The organism is Nocardioides humi, assembly GCF_006494775.1.
Taxonomy (GTDB): Bacteria; Actinomycetota; Actinomycetes; order Propionibacteriales; family Nocardioidaceae; genus Nocardioides; species Nocardioides humi.
The window spans coordinates 3,735,078-3,753,377 of record NZ_CP041146.1 but is presented as its reverse complement, the minus strand read 5'-3'; the positions used below and the strand labels follow the sequence as shown (position 1 = coordinate 3,753,377).

At 71.9% G+C, this 18,300-nt stretch carries 15 protein-coding genes and 1 pseudogene; 8 read left to right on the top strand and 8 right to left on the bottom strand.

Annotated elements, in window-relative coordinates:
* The first annotated feature begins 159 nt into the window (after window positions 1–159).
* Genes FIV44_RS18285 through FIV44_RS18275 form a run of 3 tightly spaced genes read left to right on the top strand, consistent with a single transcriptional unit; the run spans window position 160 to window position 3,645 of the window.
* Entirely contained in the window at window positions 160–1,362 is a 1,203-nt protein-coding gene (locus tag FIV44_RS18285) for a flavin reductase (RefSeq protein ID WP_141005692.1), read from the top strand.
* Window positions 1,355–2,392: a TIGR03617 family F420-dependent LLM class oxidoreductase gene (locus FIV44_RS18280; RefSeq protein WP_219996074.1), complete on the top strand. Its 1,038-nt coding sequence runs from the start codon at window positions 1,355–1,357 to the stop codon at window positions 2,390–2,392. The genes FIV44_RS18285 and FIV44_RS18280 overlap by 8 nt, the downstream gene beginning before the upstream one ends.
* Before the next feature lie 53 nt (window positions 2,393–2,445).
* On the top strand, window positions 2,446–3,645 hold the full coding sequence (locus tag FIV44_RS18275) for a cytochrome P450 (RefSeq protein ID WP_141005691.1): 1,200 nt from the start codon (window positions 2,446–2,448) through the stop codon (window positions 3,643–3,645).
* A gap of 73 nt (window positions 3,646–3,718) precedes the next feature.
* Here FIV44_RS18275 and FIV44_RS18270 read toward each other — a convergent pair whose 3' ends face one another.
* From FIV44_RS18270 to FIV44_RS18250, 5 genes are all read right to left on the bottom strand, one after another.
* The gene (locus FIV44_RS18270) at window positions 3,719–4,198 is read right to left on the bottom strand and encodes a nuclear transport factor 2 family protein (protein WP_141005690.1); all 480 of its coding nucleotides are present in this window, start codon (window positions 4,196–4,198) and stop codon (window positions 3,719–3,721) included.
* Window positions 4,195–5,634, bottom strand: coding sequence for an FAD-dependent oxidoreductase (locus FIV44_RS18265; protein ID WP_141005689.1), 1,440 nt, complete (start codon window positions 5,632–5,634; stop codon window positions 4,195–4,197). The genes FIV44_RS18270 and FIV44_RS18265 overlap by 4 nt, the downstream gene beginning before the upstream one ends.
* Entirely contained in the window at window positions 5,618–6,817 is a 1,200-nt protein-coding gene (locus FIV44_RS18260; RefSeq protein WP_181410682.1) for an ABC transporter substrate-binding protein, read from the bottom strand. Before FIV44_RS18260 ends, FIV44_RS18265 begins: the two co-directional genes overlap by 17 nt.
* A 23-nt stretch (window positions 6,818–6,840) precedes the next feature.
* On the bottom strand, window positions 6,841–8,241 hold the full coding sequence (locus FIV44_RS18255) for an aldehyde dehydrogenase family protein (RefSeq protein ID WP_141005687.1): 1,401 nt from the start codon (window positions 8,239–8,241) through the stop codon (window positions 6,841–6,843).
* 87 nt (window positions 8,242–8,328) lie between these two features.
* On the bottom strand, window positions 8,329–10,272 hold the full coding sequence (locus FIV44_RS18250) for an oxidoreductase (protein ID WP_141005686.1): 1,944 nt from the start codon (window positions 10,270–10,272) through the stop codon (window positions 8,329–8,331).
* A 90-nt stretch (window positions 10,273–10,362) separates the two neighbouring features.
* Here FIV44_RS18250 and FIV44_RS18245 point away from each other — a divergent pair, with 90 nt between their 5' ends.
* From FIV44_RS18245 to FIV44_RS18230, 4 genes are all read left to right on the top strand, one after another.
* Window positions 10,363–11,187 carry an SDR family NAD(P)-dependent oxidoreductase gene (locus tag FIV44_RS18245; protein WP_141005685.1) on the top strand — a complete coding sequence of 275 codons (825 nt, stop codon included), beginning with the start codon at window positions 10,363–10,365 and terminating at the stop codon, window positions 11,185–11,187.
* 87 nt (window positions 11,188–11,274) lie between these two features.
* Window positions 11,275–12,387: an NDMA-dependent alcohol dehydrogenase gene (locus FIV44_RS18240; RefSeq protein ID WP_141005684.1), complete on the top strand. Its 1,113-nt coding sequence runs from the start codon at window positions 11,275–11,277 to the stop codon at window positions 12,385–12,387.
* Window positions 12,388–12,417: 30 nt separating this feature from the next.
* The gene (locus FIV44_RS18235; RefSeq protein WP_141005683.1) at window positions 12,418–13,596 is read left to right on the top strand and encodes a cytochrome P450; all 1,179 of its coding nucleotides are present in this window, start codon (window positions 12,418–12,420) and stop codon (window positions 13,594–13,596) included.
* Between the two features lie 26 nt (window positions 13,597–13,622).
* The gene (locus tag FIV44_RS18230) at window positions 13,623–13,817 is read left to right on the top strand and encodes a ferredoxin (protein ID WP_141005682.1); all 195 of its coding nucleotides are present in this window, start codon (window positions 13,623–13,625) and stop codon (window positions 13,815–13,817) included.
* Window positions 13,818–13,833: 16 nt separating this feature from the next.
* Here the strand turns inward: FIV44_RS18230 and FIV44_RS18225 are convergent, their stop codons facing one another.
* Window positions 13,834–14,289 carry a nuclear transport factor 2 family protein gene (locus FIV44_RS18225; RefSeq protein ID WP_141005681.1) on the bottom strand — a complete coding sequence of 152 codons (456 nt, stop codon included), beginning with the start codon at window positions 14,287–14,289 and terminating at the stop codon, window positions 13,834–13,836.
* Between the two features lie 26 nt (window positions 14,290–14,315).
* Window positions 14,316–15,548: an Rv3169 family protein gene (locus FIV44_RS18220; RefSeq protein WP_141005680.1), complete on the bottom strand. Its 1,233-nt coding sequence runs from the start codon at window positions 15,546–15,548 to the stop codon at window positions 14,316–14,318.
* Window positions 15,549–15,669: 121 nt separating this feature from the next.
* On the opposite strand from FIV44_RS18220, the pseudogene FIV44_RS18215 reads away from it, so the two are divergent.
* A pseudogene (locus tag FIV44_RS18215) lies at window positions 15,670–16,890 on the top strand (MFS transporter); the annotation flags it as partial.
* 56 nt (window positions 16,891–16,946) lie between these two features.
* Here the strand turns inward: FIV44_RS18215 and FIV44_RS32375 are convergent.
* Window positions 16,947–18,296, bottom strand: coding sequence for an alpha/beta fold hydrolase (locus FIV44_RS32375; protein ID WP_141005678.1), 1,350 nt, complete (start codon window positions 18,294–18,296; stop codon window positions 16,947–16,949).
* Window positions 18,297–18,300 lie beyond the last annotated feature (4 nt).

Sequence of the window (18,300 nt, the reverse complement as noted above, 5' to 3'; positions counted from 1 at the left end):
TCCTCGCGGTTCCCGCCCGTGGTTCGCTCGGGCGGCGCCTCACTCTAACGCTGTTGGATTAGTGGGACAAGGGACTTGGAGCCGGTCGTCGAAAGCCATGGGAAAGAGAATCAAACTCTGTTAGGTTTATCCCACTGCCGTTTCCCCGTGAGGTGAACCATGACGAGCACCACCACTCCCCCGGCCCACGACTCACGCCACTTCCGCGACGTGCTCGGCCGGTTCCCCACCGGCGTCGCGGTCGTGACCGCGCTCGACGAGAGCGGCACCCCGGTCGGGATGGCCGTCGGCTCGTTCGGGTCGGTGTCGCTCGACCCTCCGCTGGTCGAGTTCATGCCGGCCCGCAGCTCCAGCACCTACCCCGCGATCGCGCGGGCCGGCCGGTTCTGCGTCAGCATCCTGGGCGCCGACCAGGAGGACGTCTGCCGGACGATGGCGACCAAGGGCGCCGACAAGTTCGCCGAGATCGACTGGCATCCGGCCCCGTCGGGTGCGCCGATCATCGCGGGCGCACTGGCCTGGATCGACTGCACCACCGTGCAGGAGCACGAGGCCGGCGACCACCTGATCGTGATCGGGCAGGTCGAGCAGCTCTCGGAGCTGCGCCCCACCACCCCGCTGGTCTTCTTCCGCGGTGGGTACGGCGGCTTCAGCGCCCCGTCCCTCGTCGCCGCGCCCGAGCGCGACCTGATCGAGCCGATCCGGCTCGCCGGACTGGCCAGGCACGCCATGGAGCAGCTGGCCCAGGAGGTCCGGGCCGAGGTGATCGCGGTCGGCGACGTGGCCGGTCACACGGTCAGCCTCGCCGTCGCCGACAGCCCGGGCGGCGACTACGTGCCGACCGTGGTCGGCTACCGCACCCCCTTCGTGTTCCCGGTCGGCTCGGTCTTCATCGCCTGGGACGAGGCGGCGACCGACGCCTGGCTGCCGGCTGCCGAGCCAGCCCGCGGCCAGGGCATCGCAGCGCTCGACCGGGTCCGCCGGCGGGGCTGGGCGATCGCCATCGGCGACGTTCACTACGACCAGCTGGAGCGCTCGGTGAGCCGGCTGTTCGCCCACGACGAGCAGGCGTCGATCGCGACCGCGATGCAGCGCCTGGACGGCGGACTGTTCGACCTCGAGCTCGAGCGCGGCGCGACGTACGACGTGCGGATGCTGATGGCGCCCGTCTTCGGCGCGGACGGCGGGGTGGCGCTCGGACTGATGCTCCGCGGCTTCACCCAGCACCTCGACAGCACCGAGATCCTGGCGATCGCGGACACCCTGACGGCGACGGCCGACGAGGTGTCCCGCGCCATCGGCGGCGGCGCCCACGTGCCACCGCCGTCGCGGGGCGGCGTGGAGGAGGTCGGTCGTGGCTGAGCGGGTAGGCGTCGACACCGCCCTGCCCCTGCGGGGCGGGGATCCGAGCCTCGCGGCCAGTGTCGCGGAGGCGGCCGGCTACGACCGGATCTGGGCCAGCGAGATCGGGCACGACCCATTCCTCCAGCTCACCGCGGCCGCGCTCGCCACCCGGTCGATCGGACTCGGCACCGGCATCGCCGTGGCCTTCGCCCGCAACCCGATGAACACCGCCCACCTGGCCCACGACCTGCAGGCCCTCTCGCACGGACGGTTCGCCCTGGGCCTCGGCACCCAGGTCAAGGCGCACGTCACCCGGCGGTTCTCGATGCCCTGGAGCCGACCGGCCGCGCGGATGCGGGAGTACGTGCTGGCCCTGCGCGCGATCTGGGACGCCTGGGAGACCGGCGGCCGACTGTCCTTCGACGGCGAGTTCTACACCCACACGCTGATGACCCCGATGTTCGTCCCCGACGACCACGGCCACGGTGCCCCGCCGGTGGTCGTCGCCGCCGTCGGCGACGTGATGGCCGAGACCGCGGGCGAGGTCGGGGACGGCATGCTCTGCCACAGCTTCCTCACCGAGAGATACCTGCGCGAGGCCACTCTGCCCGCGATCGAACGTGGCCGCGCCCGCTCCGACGTGGCGGCCTTCGAGATCGTCGGCGGTCCGTTCGTGGCGACCGGCGGCTCGCCCGAGCAGATCGAGGCGGCGACGGCCGCGGTCCGGGCGCAGGTCGCGTTCTACGCCTCCACGCCGGCGTACCGGCCGGTGCTGGAGTGCCACGGCTGGGGCGACCTGGGCGGCCGTCTGCACGAGCTGTCCCGCGCCGGCGACTGGGCCGCCATGGCGGCCGCGGTGCCCGACGAGGTGCTGCACGAGTTCGCCGCAGTCGGCGAGCCGGACCAGGCCGCCGACCTGCTCTGGCAGCGGTACGGCGACCTGGTCGACCGGTTCGCGATCGTGACGCCGTACGAGCTGGACGACGCCGCCCGGCTCCGGGTGGCGCAACGGCTGCGGACCCACGCCGACGACTCCTTGTCGGCGTGACCGGCGCCACAGTAGACTAACGATGTTTGATTCCTGCTAGCGACGAGGACACGATGACCCAGACCCAAGCCGCCGGGCGGCACCCGGAGCACTCCTACTTCCTGGACAACACCGACCCGACGCTGGCACCGCACCTGTTCGCCACCCTCAAGCAGGTCCAGGAGACCGAGCCGGTCGCCTGGAGCGACGCCGTCGGCGGCTTCTGGATGCTGACCAAGTACACCGACATCACCGCCGCCGCCAACGACTGGGAGACCTACACCGTCGAGGAGGGACACACCATCCCGTCGACCGGGAAGTCGGTGATGCTGCCGCTCGCCGAGGTCGACCCGCCGATGCACACCACCTGGCGCCGGTTCCTGGTCCCGTACTTCACTCCCAAGACGGTCGCGACCTACCGCCCGATCGTCGAGCGGATCGTCACCGAGGCGTTCGCCGACCTCGCCGAGCGCGGCTCCGGCGACCTCTCCGAGGTCGCCCGCCGGATCCCCACCTCCGTCATCTCCGCGGTGCTCGGCTTCACCCAGGACTGGGCCTACATCTCCTCGATCACCGAGGAGTGGATGGCCTCGACCGGCGACACTGCCCACCCCGAGCGGGCCCAGCGGGCCGCGAAGGCGGTCGAGGACGTCGTGCGCGAGGAGGTCGCCGCTCGCCGCGGCAAGCCCGCCACCGACGTGCTCGGCGAGATCATGCAGGCCGAGGTCGACGGGCGTCCCCTCAGCGACGACGAGCTGCTCGGCCTGTGCATCGTGTTCATCGTCGCCGGCCACGGCACCACCGTCGACGGGATCACCAACACCGTGCACCGGCTGCTCGCCGAGCCCGGTCTCCTCGCCTCGCTCCAGGACGACCGCGACCGGGTCGGCGCCGTCATCGACGAGTCGCTGCGGATCAACCCGCCGGTGTGGAACATGGGTCGCACCGCCCGCCGGCCCGCCGAGGTCCGGGGCGTGGCGATCTCGCCCGGCGAGAAGGTCATGCTGACCTTCGGCGCGGGCAACTACGACCCGGAGAAGTTCGCCGACCCCGACGTGTTCGACCCGGACCGTCCCGGCGTGCACGGGCACCTCACCTTCGGCTTCGGCCGGCACCGCTGCATCGGCGAGGCACTGGCCAAGCTGGAGATGACCGTGGCCGTGGACTACATCCTCGACCACTTCCCCGACCTGGAGCTGGCCGACGGCGTCACCCCGCGGACCCACTTCACGACGTACGGGCTCACCAACCTGCCGGTGCGTCGCGGCGCCTGACCGCTCGCCTACGAAGCACGGGAGCCGGTGTCCCGTTCGGGACACCGGCTCCCGTGCTTCGGGGGCCGATCGCTCAGAGCGTGCTGCCGGAGTTGTAGGCGGCCAGGTCCATCCGCTCCGCGAACCGCCAGGCGCCGTCGACATCACGCACGATGACGTCCTCGTAGCGGCCGAACTGGTGGATCGCGCCGTCCGGCGACAGGACCACGAAGTACGCCGACCCGAGCGCCCGGTCTCCCTCGTAGGACGACACGTGCGCGTTCATCGTCAGGTGGCGGTAGAGCGGCTGGCCGGGCCGCTTGGTCGCCACCGCCGTCAGGTTCGCCCGGCCCCGCACCTTCCCCGTCTCGTCCAGGCAGTTCAGCCCACGCTCCCGGAAGGACGCGGCGGTGTGCCCGAAGGAGGAGATGTCGGTCCAGCCGTCCTCGGTGAAGCAGGAGGCGTACGCCGCGCCGTCCTCGAGGTCGGCCGCCTGCGCGTACCGCGCGTAGAGCTCGTAGATCGCGAGCCGGTCAGCGACCTCGCGCGGGCTCCGCTCGGTCGGCGCGCTCACGCCGGCGCCGCCACGCCGACGGCGGTCCGCGCCGCCACCCGGCCGAAGACCAGGGCGTTGCCGATCGAGGTGCCGCCGCCGGCGTACACGTCGGCGTCCAGGCCGCCGGCGACCTCACCGGCCGCGTGCAGCCCCGGGATCGGGCGTCCCGCGGTGTCCAGGACCCGCGCGGCGTCGTCGATCCGGAGCCCGCCGAAGGTGATCCCGATGATGGCGGGGCGCAGCTCCACGGCGTAGAACGGGCCGCTCTCGACGGCGACCAGCTCGCCGCTCTTGTCGAAGACGCTGTCGCGCCCGGCGGCGACGTCGGCGTTCCAGAGCTCGACCGTCGCGGCGAGGCCGTCCGCGGCGATCCCCGTGCCCTCCGCGAGCTCGGCCAGGGTCGCGCCGGTCCTCACGACGCCCGCGTCGATCTGGCGGCGCAGCATCGCACCGGTCCAGTTCGACTCGAGGTCGACGCCGAGACCGTACGGGTCGACGTGCCCGCCGTCGGCCACCTTGCGCAGCGCGGCGTCGTCGAAGACCGCCCAGCACACGCCGCCGGGCTGCCGCGCGATCACGTGCGGCATCACGCAGTAGGTGTCGGTCTCGTCCACGAACCGATGGCCGCGCTGGTTGACGTAGATCAGCCACGGGGGTGTGAAGGCGTCGTTGAGCCGGCCGAAGTTGGGCGTCTCCAGCAGCGTCCCGCCGTAGCCCCGGAGCTCGGCGCCGGCGGCGAGGCCCATCCGCAGGCCGTCACCGACATTCGTGTCGGGGCCGAGGTACCAGTGCCAGTCGCCGTGCCGGGTGGCCTCCGGCCAGTGCGCGGCCAGCATCTCCGCGCCGGCGCCGAACCCGCCGGAGGCGAGGACGACGGCGTCGGCCCGCTCCTCGGTGCCGTCGGCCAGGCGCACACCGGCGACCCGGCCGTCCTCGACCAGCAGGTCCGCCACCCGGGTGCGGGTGCGGATCTCCACCTCGGGGCGCTCCTCGACCGCGGTCAGCAGCGCGGCGACGATCATCGCGCCGCCGGCCGGGCCCAGCCCCCGGGTGTCGCCCGAGGGCAGGTGTCCGCGCGGGTCGAACTCCAGCCCGGCGACATACAGCCGCTCGGGCTCCCAGCTGATCCCGAGCTCCTCGAGCCAGCCGATCACCTCGCGGGTGCCCTCGGCCGAGCGGCGCATCAGCCGCGGCTCCAGCTCGTGTCGGCTCACCGTGGCGTAGTAGTTCACCAGGCGGTCGACCGAGTCCTCGATGCCGCGTGCCTTCTGCACGGGGGTGTCGGCCGCGTAGACCACGCCGCCCGCCCGCGCGGTGGCGCCGCCGACCTGGTCGCCCGCCTCCAGGAGCAGGACCCGGGCGCCGGCCCGGGCCGCCTCGAGACCGGCCGCCAGGCCGGCGCCGCCGGCGCCGACCACGATGACGCGCCGACCCGTGTCAGCCGGAGAACGCATCGAAGAAGTCCCCGTCGGGCACGATCTGGCCGTCGACGACGGCGCTGGTGCCGACCTGGAAGGACGCGACCCGCGGGTACTCCGCGACCGGCGGCGGGTCCTGGATGCCCGGGTAGTCGGGGTAGGCGCCGCCGAGGCTGATCGGCTGGTCGATGTCGGCGAGGGCGTCGATCACCGAGGCGCCGTCGGAGATGTCATGGTCCTTGGCCACGGCGGCGAAGAGCTTGACGGAGAGCCAGCCGTTGAGGCCGATGTCGTCGATGTTGACCTTCGGATCGGCGGCCCGCATGGCGTCGTTGAACGCCTTGATCTCGGCGTTCGAGGTGTCCGACGGCGCGAGGCCGCGCGAGGTGAGCACGATGTCGCCCGCCTTGTCGCCGAGCGACTCGAGGACGCCCGGGGTGACGATCGAGGAGGGTCCGGTGATCAGGCCGTCGTAGCCCGCGTCGCGCAGTGAGAGCACGACCCGGCCCATGTCGGTGCCCGAGCCCTGGAGCGTCACGGCGTCCGGCTCGGCGTCGATCGCCTTGGCGGCCACCGCGGCGTAGTCGGGGGCGCCGAGCGGCGCCGCGACCATGGTCGCCTTGCCACCGGCCTCGTCGATGCCCATCTTGGCCCACTCGCCACCGGCCCGGGCCGTGTCGTTGTCGCCGTGGACGATGACCACGTTCGGGCCGCCCCGGTCGACGGCCAGGCGTCCGGCTCCGACGCCGAAGCCGACCGGCGTGGCGTTGATCGGGTACGACATCTCGTTGGTGGTCTCGTTGGCGCCGTCGGCGCCACCGGGACCGATGATCGGGATGTGCGCCTGCTTCATCACGGCGGCGATCGGCCCGATATTCGGCGAGAGCGGGCCGACGATCGCGACCACCTTCTCGGAGACGGCACGCTGCGCGCAGGCGGTCGCCTCGTTGGGGTCGAACTTGTCGTTGCAGGTGAGGAGCTCGACCTTGCGGCCGTCGATGCCCCCGTCGGCGTTCAGCTTGGCGACCGCCTCGGTGACCGCGGTCTTCAGCCATGGGACCGAGTAGACCGGGCTCTCGAAGGACGCGATGGTCATGATCTTGATCGGGCCGTCGCTGCTGCCGGCGGCCTTGCTGTCGTCGCCGCACGCGGCGAGCGACAGCGGCAGGGCCAGGACGGCGATCGCACCGACCGCCTTGCGCAGGGGGCTGAGTCGCATGGACATGGATGGTCTCTTCTCTGTCAGGCCCGAGCCGTGTGGACGACTTGCTGTTCGGTGAAGGAGCGAAGCCCGTCCTCACCGTTCGCGACCCCGAGGCCGCTGTGCTTGGCGCCGGAGAACGGCGCGTGGGAGGGCAGCAGGGCATGGCAGTTGACCCACGCCGTACCGCACTCCAGCTGCCCGGCGATGCCCCGGGCACGGTCCTCGTCGGCCGACCAGACCGACCCCGAGAGCCCGTAGCAGGTCGCATTGGCGCGCTGCACCGCCTCCTCGACGGTGTCGTAGCGCAGCAGCGGGACGGCCGGCCCGAACTGCTCCTCGTCGACGATCCGGACTCCCTCGGCGACATCGGCCAGGACCGTGGCACCGAAGAAGTACCCGTCGCCGTCGAGGGCCTTGCCGCCCGCGACGACCCGCGCCCCGGACGAGATCGCGTCGTCGACCAGCGCGCTGACGCGCTCGTACTGCGGCCGCGTGGTCAGCGGCCCCATGCCGGTGGCCGGGTCCATCGGGTCACCGACGACGAGCGAGCGGGCGGCGACGCCGAAGGCCTCCACGAACTCCTCGTAGCGCCCCGAGGGCACGAAGATCCGCTTCGGGATGCAGCAGATCTGCCCGCAGTTGAACATCGAGAACGCGAACAGCGTGCCGACCGTGCGCTCGAGGTCCGCGTCGTCGAGGACGATGGCGGCGTCGTTGCCGCCGAGCTCGAGGGTGACCCGCTTGAGGTCCTGGGCTGCGTTCACCGCGACCGAGCGGCCGGCGCCGATCGAGCCGGTGAAGCTGACCTTGCGCGGCGTCGGGTGCGCGGTCATCGCCTTGCCGAGCTCGTCGCCGCCGGTGACGACGTTGATGACGCCCGGCGGCAGCACCTCGGCACCGATCTCCCCGAGGAGAAGGGTGGCCAGCGGCGTGAACGGCGACGGTTTGAGCACGACCGTGTTCCCGCCGCGCAGCGCCGGGGCGATCTTCCAGCTCCACATCCCGACCGGACCGTTCCACGGGGTGATCGCGGCGACCACGCCGAGCGGGCGGTGCTCCACCTCGATCAGCGCGCTGGGGTCGTCCTGGACCACCCGGCGCGGCCACTCGAGGTCGGCGTAGTAGCGGATCCACGGCGCGGCCGACGCGACCTCGCCGGCGGCGACGCCGAGCGGCTTCCCGGTCTCCTGGACGAGGAGCTCGGTCAGCTCGCCCTGGCGCGCGTCCACGGCGTCGGCGAGCGCGTGCATCGCCGTACGACGCGCGTCGTCGTCGCGCCGCCATTCCCCGAACGCGGTCTGGGCGCTGGCCATCGCCCGGTCGAGCTGCTCCGGCGCGCACTCCGGGGCCTGGGCCTCCACCTGGCCCGTGGCCGGATTGACGACGTCGAAGGCGTCGATGGTGTCGACGGGCTTGCCGTCGATGGTCATGCTCAGCATGCGCACTGCCTTCCGGCTCGAGTCGGCGCGGATCGGGGACCGATCCGGGAACGTGACGCGGCACACATTATTCTGACAGTGATTGGTTTACAAGCCCTGGGCGACCCGAGTCGCCTCCCGAGTTCCCGCGACCACGCCGCGCGGCGCGACGACGTCGCCGACGAGATGCACCGCCAGCCCCTCCTCGCGGAGCGCGGCCGCCAGACCGTCGACGGGGATCGGGTGGACGGCGGCCACGACGGTGGCGACAGGGATCCGCTCCTGGTTCACTCCGTCGGGGTCGACCAGCGTGGCGACACCGTCGGCCACCCCGCCCAGGTCCCGCAACACATGGACAGTGACCCGCTCCGAGCGCCGGAACAGGTCGACGAGGTCGAGGCGGTGCGTGTAGCCGGCGTTCGTGACCACGCGCTCGAAGGTGGTGGCGTAGTGCACATCCACACCCGCATCCGCCAGCCGCTCGACCAGGAGGCCCGCGGCGTTGTCCCCGATCCGGTCGACGACCAGCACCGGTCCGGTCAGCTCGGCGTCGATGGCCTCGTCGACGGAGAGCAGCCCATCGAGGCCGTGGTGGCTCACGTCGGGAGCCGCGCCCGTGGCGAGGATGACCTCGTCGGGAGCCAGCGCGGCGACCGCGGCGACCGACGCCGGCTCGCCGAGCCGCACCTCCACCCCGAGCCGCTCGAGCTCGGCGGCCAGGAAGTCGACGGTGTGCAGGAGCCGGCGGGCCGAGGTGCCGGCGACCAGCCGCAGCCGGCCGCCCAGCTCGGGCCTCGCCTCCAGGAGCGTCACCCGGTGACCACGGGTCGCCGCCACCTGCGCGGCCTGGAGGCCGGCAGGACCACCTCCGACCACGACGACCCGCCTGCTTCGGACCGCAGGCGCCAGCAGGGCGAACGCCCCCTCGCGGGCGTACTCCGGGTTGTGCCAGCAGGCCATCGGCTTGGCGTCCACCCGGCGGTTGACACACTCGTTCGCGCGCACGCACCGGCGCACCAGCCCGGTCTCGCCCCGCATGATCTTCAGGCCGAGATCGGGGTCGGAGATGTAGGCACGGGTCATCCCGACCAGGTCACACACGCCGCCGGCCAGCGCCCGCTCGGCCATCGCCGGGTCGGTGACACCACCCAGCCCGACCACCGGGATTCGGGCGCCGATCGCCTCGCGCAGCGCGGCGGCGTACTGCAGCTCGTAGCCGTCGGGATAGCGGTACGACGCCACCGCCGGCTGCGAGTAGGCCGGCGCCTTGGTGCCGATGCTCGAGTCGAGGAAGTCGACCTCCCCGGTGTCCACGATCTCGGCGGCGACGGCGCGCAGCGCCTCGTCGCTCAACCCGCCCTCGTCCGGTCGGAGCAGGTCGGCAGCGCAGACCCGGTAGCCGAGGATGCCGTCGCCGAGCCCGGCGCGGGTCGCGTCGATGACGGCCCGGACGAACCGCAGGTGCTCGCCCCACTCGTCCTCGCGGCGGTTGCCCCACGGACTGTGCGACTGCTGCAGCAGATAGCCATGGGCGCCGTGCAGCTCCACCCCGTCCAGCCCGGCCTCCATGACGACCTGCGCAAGCCGGCCGTGCGCGTCGACCATCTGCTGCACCTCGGCCGTGGTCATCCGGTGCGACGCCTCACCGAACTCGTCCTGCCGGCCGTCGAAGGACCACATCGCCCGTTCGTCGAGGTGCACCGCCGAGCCGATCTGACCACCGAAGCTGACCACCTGGATGACACAGGTGCCGCCCTCGCCGTGGATGGCGTCGGCGAGCGCTCGCAGCCGATCGAAGACGGGGCGCGGCCAGTCGTGGAAGGGCTCGACGATCAGCGGCTGCACGATCTGCATGCCGACGCCCCCGCGCGCCCGGCGGCGGCAGTACTCGATGTAGGGATCGGCCGACATCCCCGGAGTCCAGGGCGCCATGATGCTGTGCCCCGTCGTCACGGTGCGGTTGCGCAGCACCCGCCCCCGGATCTCGAAGGCCTGGTTCAGGAGCGGGAGGACCGCAGGTGCGGTGGATCCGGGCGCGGAGAGGGTGGTCATGGAACTCCTTGAAAGGGACCGGGGATGTGAGGCGCGACACACGCGCTACCATCCTTAGCCCATCATTGTTTGGTTTACAAGGAGTGGTCCATGCCCACAGCAGAGATGACCGGTCGGGTCGTCGTCATCACCGGCGGCGCCAATGGTATGGGCGAGGCGACCGCGCACACCTTCGCCCGCGCGGGCGCGACCGTCGTGATCGCCGACATCGACACCGAGCGCTCGCCCCTGGTCGAGGCCGAGGTCCGCGAGCGCGGCGGCGACGCGCACGCGATCGTCACCGACGTCCGCGAGCCGGAGCAGGTGGCCGACCTGATCGCCCGGGTCCGCGCGCGCTGGGGCCGGGTCGACGTCCTGCACAACAACGCCGCCTCGCTCGAGCTCACCGCGCACGATCGGACCGTGCTCGACACCGAGCCCGGACTCTTCCTCGAGACCTTGCGCGGCAACCTCTACTCGATCTTCCTGACGACCCGAGCCGTGCTGCCCACCATGCTCGAACAGGGCAGCGGCAGCATCGTCAACATCGCCTCGGCCTCCGCCCTGGCCGGCGAGGTCCAGCTGACGTCGTACGGCGTCTCGAAGGCCGCCGTCGTCCAGCTGACCCGGGCGACCGCGGTCCAGTACGGCAAGCAGGGGGTGCGCTGCAACGCGATCGCGCCGGCCGTCGTGAAGACCCGCAACGTCGAGACCTACGGCACCCCGCAGGGCGAGATCATCTACCGGCGCGCGATGGCCACGCCGGACGTCGCCCAGCCCCAGGACGTCGCCGATGCGGTGTACTTCCTCGGCTCCGACGCCTCGCGGATGATCACCGGTCAGGTACTGGCGGTCGACGGCGGCCTGCACGCCTCGCAGCCGATCAACGCCGACTACCGAGCCTGGCTCACGGAGGGCCGCGAGCCGGTGGCCTGAGCCAGATGCGGTTCGTCAAACCCTTGACATCTGAAACCCAACTTTGTTCCATTGGCTCCTCGGGCGTCACTGTGAGGGGAGTCACACATGAAGACCAAGGCCGCCATCCTCTGGGAGACGGGTCAGCCCTGGAGCGTCGAGGAGATCGAGCTCGACCCGCCCCTGGAGAACGAGGTCCTGGTCCGCATCGAGGCGGCCGGGATGTGTCACTCCGACGACCACGTCCGGCTCGGTGACGGGTACGCCGCACTGCCGACCATCGGCGGCCACGAGGGTGCCGGCGTGATCGAGCAGGTCGGCCCGGGGATCACCGACCTCGCTGTCGGCGACCACGTCGTCTTCTCCTTCACGCCCGCCTGCGGCCGCTGTCGTTGGTGCGTGAACGGCCGGTCGAACCTGTGCGACTACGGCCAGTTCCTGATGGAGGGCTCGATGATCAGCGGGGGCTACCGGGCCCACGCTCGCGGCCGCGACGTCGGCACGCTGTCGCTGGTCGGCACCTTCGCCGAGCGCACCGTCGTCCACGAGACCTCGGTGATCAGGGTCGACCCCGAGCTGCCCTTCGAGGTCGCCTGCCTGCTGGGCTGCGGAGTCCCGACCGGCTGGGGATCGGCCGTCAACATCGGCCGGGTGCAGCCCGGCGACACCGTCGTCGTGGTCGGCATCGGCGGGATCGGCGCCAACGCCGTCCAGGGCGCCCTGCTGTGCGGCGCGCAGAACGTCGTCGCGGTGGACCCCGTCCCGTTCAAGCTCGAGCAGGCCAAGCTCCTCGGGGCGACGCACACCGCGGCCTCGATGGAGGAGGCGCTCCCGCTGGTCACCGACCTCACCCGGGGCGTGATGGCCGAGGTCGGCGTGTGCACGATCGGCGTCGTCGAGGGCCGGATGATCCAGCCCTTCGTCAACCTGGTCTCCAAGGGCGGACGCGCGGTGCTCACCGGCATGGCCCGCAATGTCGACGACAAGCCGGTCCTGGGACTGCAGATGTTCTCGCTCTTCGAGAAGTCCCTGCTCGGCACCGTGTACGGCGGCTGCAACCCGCGCTCGGACATCCCGCGCCTCGGCGCGCTCTACAAGGCCGGCCGGCTCCGCCTCGACGAGCTGGTCACCCGCACCTACGCCCTCGACGAGATCAACCAGGGCTACGCCGACATGCTCGCCGGCAAGAACATCCGCGGCGTCATCGTCAACAGCTTCTGACCAGCCCAGCGCGAACCGAGAGGTGATCCCGTGACCACGACCCACGACCGGCTCCGCCACTTCAACTACTTCGACCCCGCCGACACCGCCGACAAGTGGGCGCTGTTCGACCACGCGCGCAGCCACGCGCCGGTCGTCCGCACCGACCACGAGGCCAGCGGCGGGCCGTTCTACCTGCTCACCCGGTACGACGACGTACGCCGGGTCATGGAGGACTGGGAGACCTTCTCCTCGACCCAATCCCCGCTGGTTGCGACCGGCGTGCCGTCGCTGAGCCCGATCGACGACGACCCGCCCTTCCAGGGGGAGGTGCGCAAGCTGCTCAACCCGCTGTTCTCGCGCAGCGCGCTGGCGCCGTACGAACAGGCGATGCACGACACCGCCCGTTCGCTCATCGAGGAGTGGCTCGACGACGGCCAGGTCGAGATCCTCAACAGGTACGCCGGCCCCTACATCGGCCGGATGCTGATCAAGGTCATCTTCAACGACCTCACCCGAGAGGAGCTCGACGTCGCGCAGGAGATCGCCCTCGAGGTCGCCGAGGCCGCGAACCCTGAGGTCTTCGCGCGACTGTTCGGCATCTGCTCGGAGTACCTCGAGCGCGCCAAGCGGCGCGGGATCAACGGCGACGGCGTCCTCGCGCGACTGGTCAACGCCCGCATCGACGGTGCGCCGATCCCCACCGAGAAGCAGATCGGCTGCCTCGGCATCCTGGTCCTCGGCGGCCTCGACACCACCAGGGCGGCGATCGGCAACATCACCTACCGGCTCACCCAGCAGCCCGAGCTCGAGCAGCGGCTGCGCGACCCGCGCTGGGTCCGCCGCGACATGGACGAGTTCCTGCGCCTCGACTCGCCCGTCGGCGCGATGGCGCGCGTCGCCACCCGGGACGTGGAGCTCAACGGCGTCCTGATCCGCAAGGGCGAACGGGTCCAGGCCCGCTTCGACGCCGCCAACCGCGACCCGGAGAAGTTCACGGACCCGGGCTCGCTGCACTTCGACGAGGCTCGCAGCGGGCACGCGGCGTTCGGCATGGGCGTGCACCGGTGCCTCGGCTCCAACATGGCGCGGATGCAGATCGAGATCGCCTTCCAGGAGCTGCTGGCCCGGATCACGCGGCTGCGCCTGGCCCCTGGCGCCGAGGTGGCGTGGGCGCCGGGCCAGAGCAACTGCCTCCACGCCGTCGACATCGAGTTCGACCGAGTCTGACCCGGCCGCCGACCAGGAGGACCGAGATGCAGGTGCAGGCGGATGTCGAGCGCTGCCAGGGACACGGCCGGTGCGCGCTGCTCGCGCCCGACGTGTTCGACGTCGACGACCTCGGCAAGGTGCTGGTGCTGCGCAAGGAGGTCGGCGACGAGCTCGCCGGCGACGTCGACGAGGCGGTCACCAGCTGTCCCGAGGCCGCGCTCGGCGTCAGTCGGGGCTGAGGCGTCCCCCGAGCGGTCAGCCGGCGGCGGGATCGCCGATCCAGCCACCGGTGGCCCACAGGGTGGTCGCGTGACGCTCCTGGAAGCGCCAGCCGGCGGCGGTGCGGACGTAGCTGTCGTCGTACCAGGCGAAGTACTCCGTGGTCCGGGCCGGGCCGTCACCCTCACGCAGCTGGAACTGGTGCAGGTAGACCCGACCGGTCGCCAGGTCGCCGTCGATGTCGAAGAGGTGGTTCGACATCCGGTGCAGGGTGCGCAGCGGCGCCTGGATCCGGCGCATCGCGTCGATCATCGCCTCGGGCGTCTCGTAGCTGAGGTCGCCGCGGTCGACGCCCGCATTGCCGGTGCCATAGCTGGTCCGGGCGGTGGCGGTGAAGCAGGTCCGCAGGAGCGCGTAGTCCTTGTCGTCGAGCCCGCGCGCGTAGCGCGCCGACAGCGCGGTGAGCTCGCGCCAGTCGCTGTCGAGTTCCATGCCGGTCTCCTCCTCGGTCGCCGTGCTCAGGGGGTGTCGTCGGTGATGCCGTAGCGCGGATAGGCGCCGAGCAGGCTGGCGTCCACGTGGCAGGTGCCGCCGTCGACGGTCTCCCCGCGCGGGGTGCGCACGGTGACATGGCAGGTGAGCACGGTCCCGGTCTCGGGCCGGTCGGCCGCGGAGCGCATCGCAAACCGGTCCTCGCCGGGCTCCAGCGCCACATTGGTCAGCGCCGGCATCGGCTGTACCGAGATGTCGACCGGTTCGTCCCACTCCAGCGCGAGGTCGGTCGCGCCGTGGAAGGAGTGGAAGTTGCCGCCGTCGCGCCAACCGCCCGGCGAGTAGCCCAGCGTCCGGGCCGACCACGGCATCATCGCCCGGACGAAGTCGATCGACCAGACCTCGTCGTTCTCGTCGACCAGGCGGAACCGGGCCTCGCGCAGCAGTCGGGTCCCGGGCTCGAAGGTCATCTCGTGCTCGTACGTCGACAGCCGGACCCCCGGGTCGTCGTACCCCTGGTGGATGCGGCCCTCGAACGGGCTGCTGAACACGTCGAGCATCCCGGCCTCGGTGCCGTCGGACAGCTCGTTGACCTGGAAGAACCCGCTCGGCCCGGCGCCGGGGGTCGAGAAGATGGTCCAGAAGCGCAGCGCCCGCCTCCGCTGCGGGGGTGCGGCCGGCGGCAGCCAGCGCGGGTCCGGCGCGAACGGCGGGCGCTGGACGTAGATCCCCCACGAGTGGTCCCGCGCCGCGCCCCACACGTCGGGCGTGAGCTCCACCCGGTCCCCCCGGAAGTCGATGGCGCCGGAGGCACGGCCGGCCTGGTTGTAGCGCGACTGGTCGGTCATCACCCGGCCGCGCTGGTGGACCAGATGGTGGGCCTCCAGGATCGGGGGCGAGGCACCCTGCCAGCACACGTCGAAGGCCAGCCCGGAGTCGTTCTCCTCCAGCCGCAGCCGCCAGGACCGCAGCGGCTCCAGCACCTCCAGCGACAGCGGCCCGATGCGCAAGGCGAAGTCGTCGCGCCAGACCCGGTTCAGGCGCAGCACGAACTGCCGGTCGCCGCGCACGAAGACCGCGGCACCGCCGACCATGTCGGTGTTCGGGTTCACCCGGAAGTTCACGTCGAGGAACATCCGGTCCCGCGCGTTCATCATCCCGAAGTAATAGCCGTCGTCCCAGCCGTAGTCGGTCGACGGGATCATGCTGAACGGGCGCGAGCTCTGGTGCACGGGGAACTCGTCGTAGGGCGTCAACACGCGCGCAGTCAAGCAGCACTCGGCCTAAAATGCAACGCCGTTTGGAACAGGATCGGCTGCCCCTGCCCAACACTGCTAGATTGATCGCGGCCGGCGCCTGCCGACCTGGAAGGAGGCCGGCGTGACATCGCGGACCCGGCGAGGCAGCCCCGCACTCACGCTGAGCGTCCTCACTGTCGCGGTGTTCGCGTTCTCCGCGCTCCAGTCCCTCTTCGTGCCCGTGCTGCCCCAGATCCAGCAGCAGTACGACGTCGGCCAGCGCGGCGCCACCTGGATCCTCACTGCCTACCTGCTCTCCGCATCGGTGTGCACGCCGCTGCTGGGCCGGGTCGGCGACATCGTCGGCAAGCGGCGGGTGCTCCTGCTCGCCCTGGCTGCGCTCACCCTGGGCTCCCTGCTCGCCGCGCTCGCGCCCAGCTTCGCGGTCCTCGTTGCCGCCCGCGTCGTGCAGGGCATCGGCGGCGGCGTGATGCCCCTCGCCTTCGGTATCGTGCGCGACGAGATCGCCGGCCACCGGGTCGGCCGCGCCATCGGCATCCTGGCGGCGCTCGGCTCCCTCGGCTACGGCGCCGGCCTCGTCGCCGCCGGACCGGTCGTCGACCACCTCGGCTTCCACTGGCTGTTCTGGCTGCCGATGATCGTGACCGCGCTCGCCGCTGCCGCGACCCTGTTCGTCCCCGAGTCCCCTCGGGGTGCTCCCAGCGGACTGCCCTACGGACCGGCCCTGCTCCTCGCGCTGTGGCTGGTGCTGCTGCTCCTCGCACTCAGCCAGGGCAACGTCTGGGGCTGGACCTCCGCCGAGGTCCTCGGGCTGCTGGCGGCCGCGCTCGTGATCGCGGCACTCTGGGCGCTGCTCGAGACCCGGGTCGCCACACCCATGATCGACCTCGCCCTGATGCGCCGGCGCGGGGTCTGGACGTCCAACCTGGTCGCGACCATGCTCGGCTTCTGCATGTTCGCGGGCTATGGGTTCATCCCGCAGCTGGTGCAGACACCTCCCGAGGCGGGCTACGGCTTCGGCTCCACCCTCACCGAGTCCGGCCGGATGCTGCTGCCCTCGACCTTCGCCATGTTCGCCGTGGGCTTCGCCACCTCCTGGCTGGTGCGCACCTTCGGCTCCCGGACCGCGACCGCCGCCGGCTGCGTGATCGGCGCGCTCTCCTTCGTCGCCCTGGCCGCGCTCCACGACCACCCGTGGCAGGTCACCGTCTTCATGACGACGCTCGGTGCCGGACTCGGGACGGTCTTCGCGACGCTGGCCGGCGTGGTCGTCGAGGCGGTCCCTCCCGACCAGACCGGCGTCGCCAGCGGCATGAACGCGAACGTCCGCACCATCGGCGGATCCCTCGGGGCCGCCGTCATGGCGGGCCTGGTCACCGCGCGCCACGGGACGAGCGGTTACCCCGTCGAGTCCGGGTACGTCGCCGGCCTGGTCGTTCTCGCCGCCGCGCTCTGCCTGGCCGCCGTCGCGGCACTGTGGGTTCCCGACAGCCACCACCAGGCCACCGGCGGGCGGCTGCTCGACGCCGACAACGCCGAGCTCGGGCTGCTCCCGATGAGCCACACCCGCTGAGCGGCTGTCAGACGCGGTCGCGGACCTCGGGACGCGCGGCGAAGCGGAGCAGCGAGTCCGACCAGCTCGTCCGGCGCCTCCAGGGCCGGGAAGTGCCCACCCCGGCGCGGCTCGTCCCACTGCACGACGGCGAAGCTTCGCTCGACCAGCGAGCGCGGCGGAACCAGCGCGAGCGGATCCGGGAAGGCCGCGGCACCGACCGGCACGCGCAGGCCCGAGCCCGGGTAGGACGCGGGATCGCGGCCGGCAGCGAGGTACATCCAGGTCGAGGTGACCAGGGTCGAGGTCGTCAGGTAGAGCATCGCGATGTCGACCAGCAGGTCCGCGCCGAACGTCTCCAGAACGTCGTCGACGCTCGGCCAGCGCGCGCCGGGTGGGCGCGCCAGGCCCGCCCACTCGGCGTACTTCTCCCAGATCCAGGCCGCGGCCCCGACCGGGCTGTCGGCGAGGGCGAAGCCGAGCGTCTGCGGCCTGGTGCGCTGGATGGCCTGGTAGCCGCCGGCCCGGTCCAGGCCGGCGCGGAACCGCTCCCGCCACGCCTGCTCCTCGGCAGTCTCCACTCGGGCGTCCTCGGCCCGCGACGTCAGCATCGACAGGTGTACCCCGGCGCAGGCGTCGGCGTGGTCGATGCCGAGCCAACCGGCGACGCGCGAGCCCCAGTCGGTGCCGTGCACGACGTACGCCGGATGGCCCAGGCCGTCGGTGACGACCCGGTGCACGAGGTGCGCGACCTCGCGTGGCGACACCGGCCGCGGCAGGGGCGAGGCGAACCCGTAGCCCGGCAGCGACAAGACGATCACCTCGTGACCGGCGGTGAGCAGCGGGTCGAGGACCCGCTCGAACTCGAAGACCGTGCCGGGCCAGCCATGGAGCAGCACTATCGGCAGGCCGTCGGCCCCGGGTCGCCGGCGCTCGTGGATCAGGTGGACCGGCAGATCCCCCGCGCGCCCGGCCACCTGGCGGCGACGGCGCAGCCGTGCGACCCAGGCGTCGGGGTCCCAGCGGTCGCACCAATGCGCACACAGCCGGCTGACCAGGTCGCGGTCGATGCCGCCCTGCCAACCGGTCAGGTCCGGCATGGCCGCCCAGTCGAATTCCCGCACCCGGCCGCGGATCCGGTCCACCCGGTCGCGCTCGACGACGGGCTCGAACTCCTCGAGCAGCAGCTCCGACATCCGG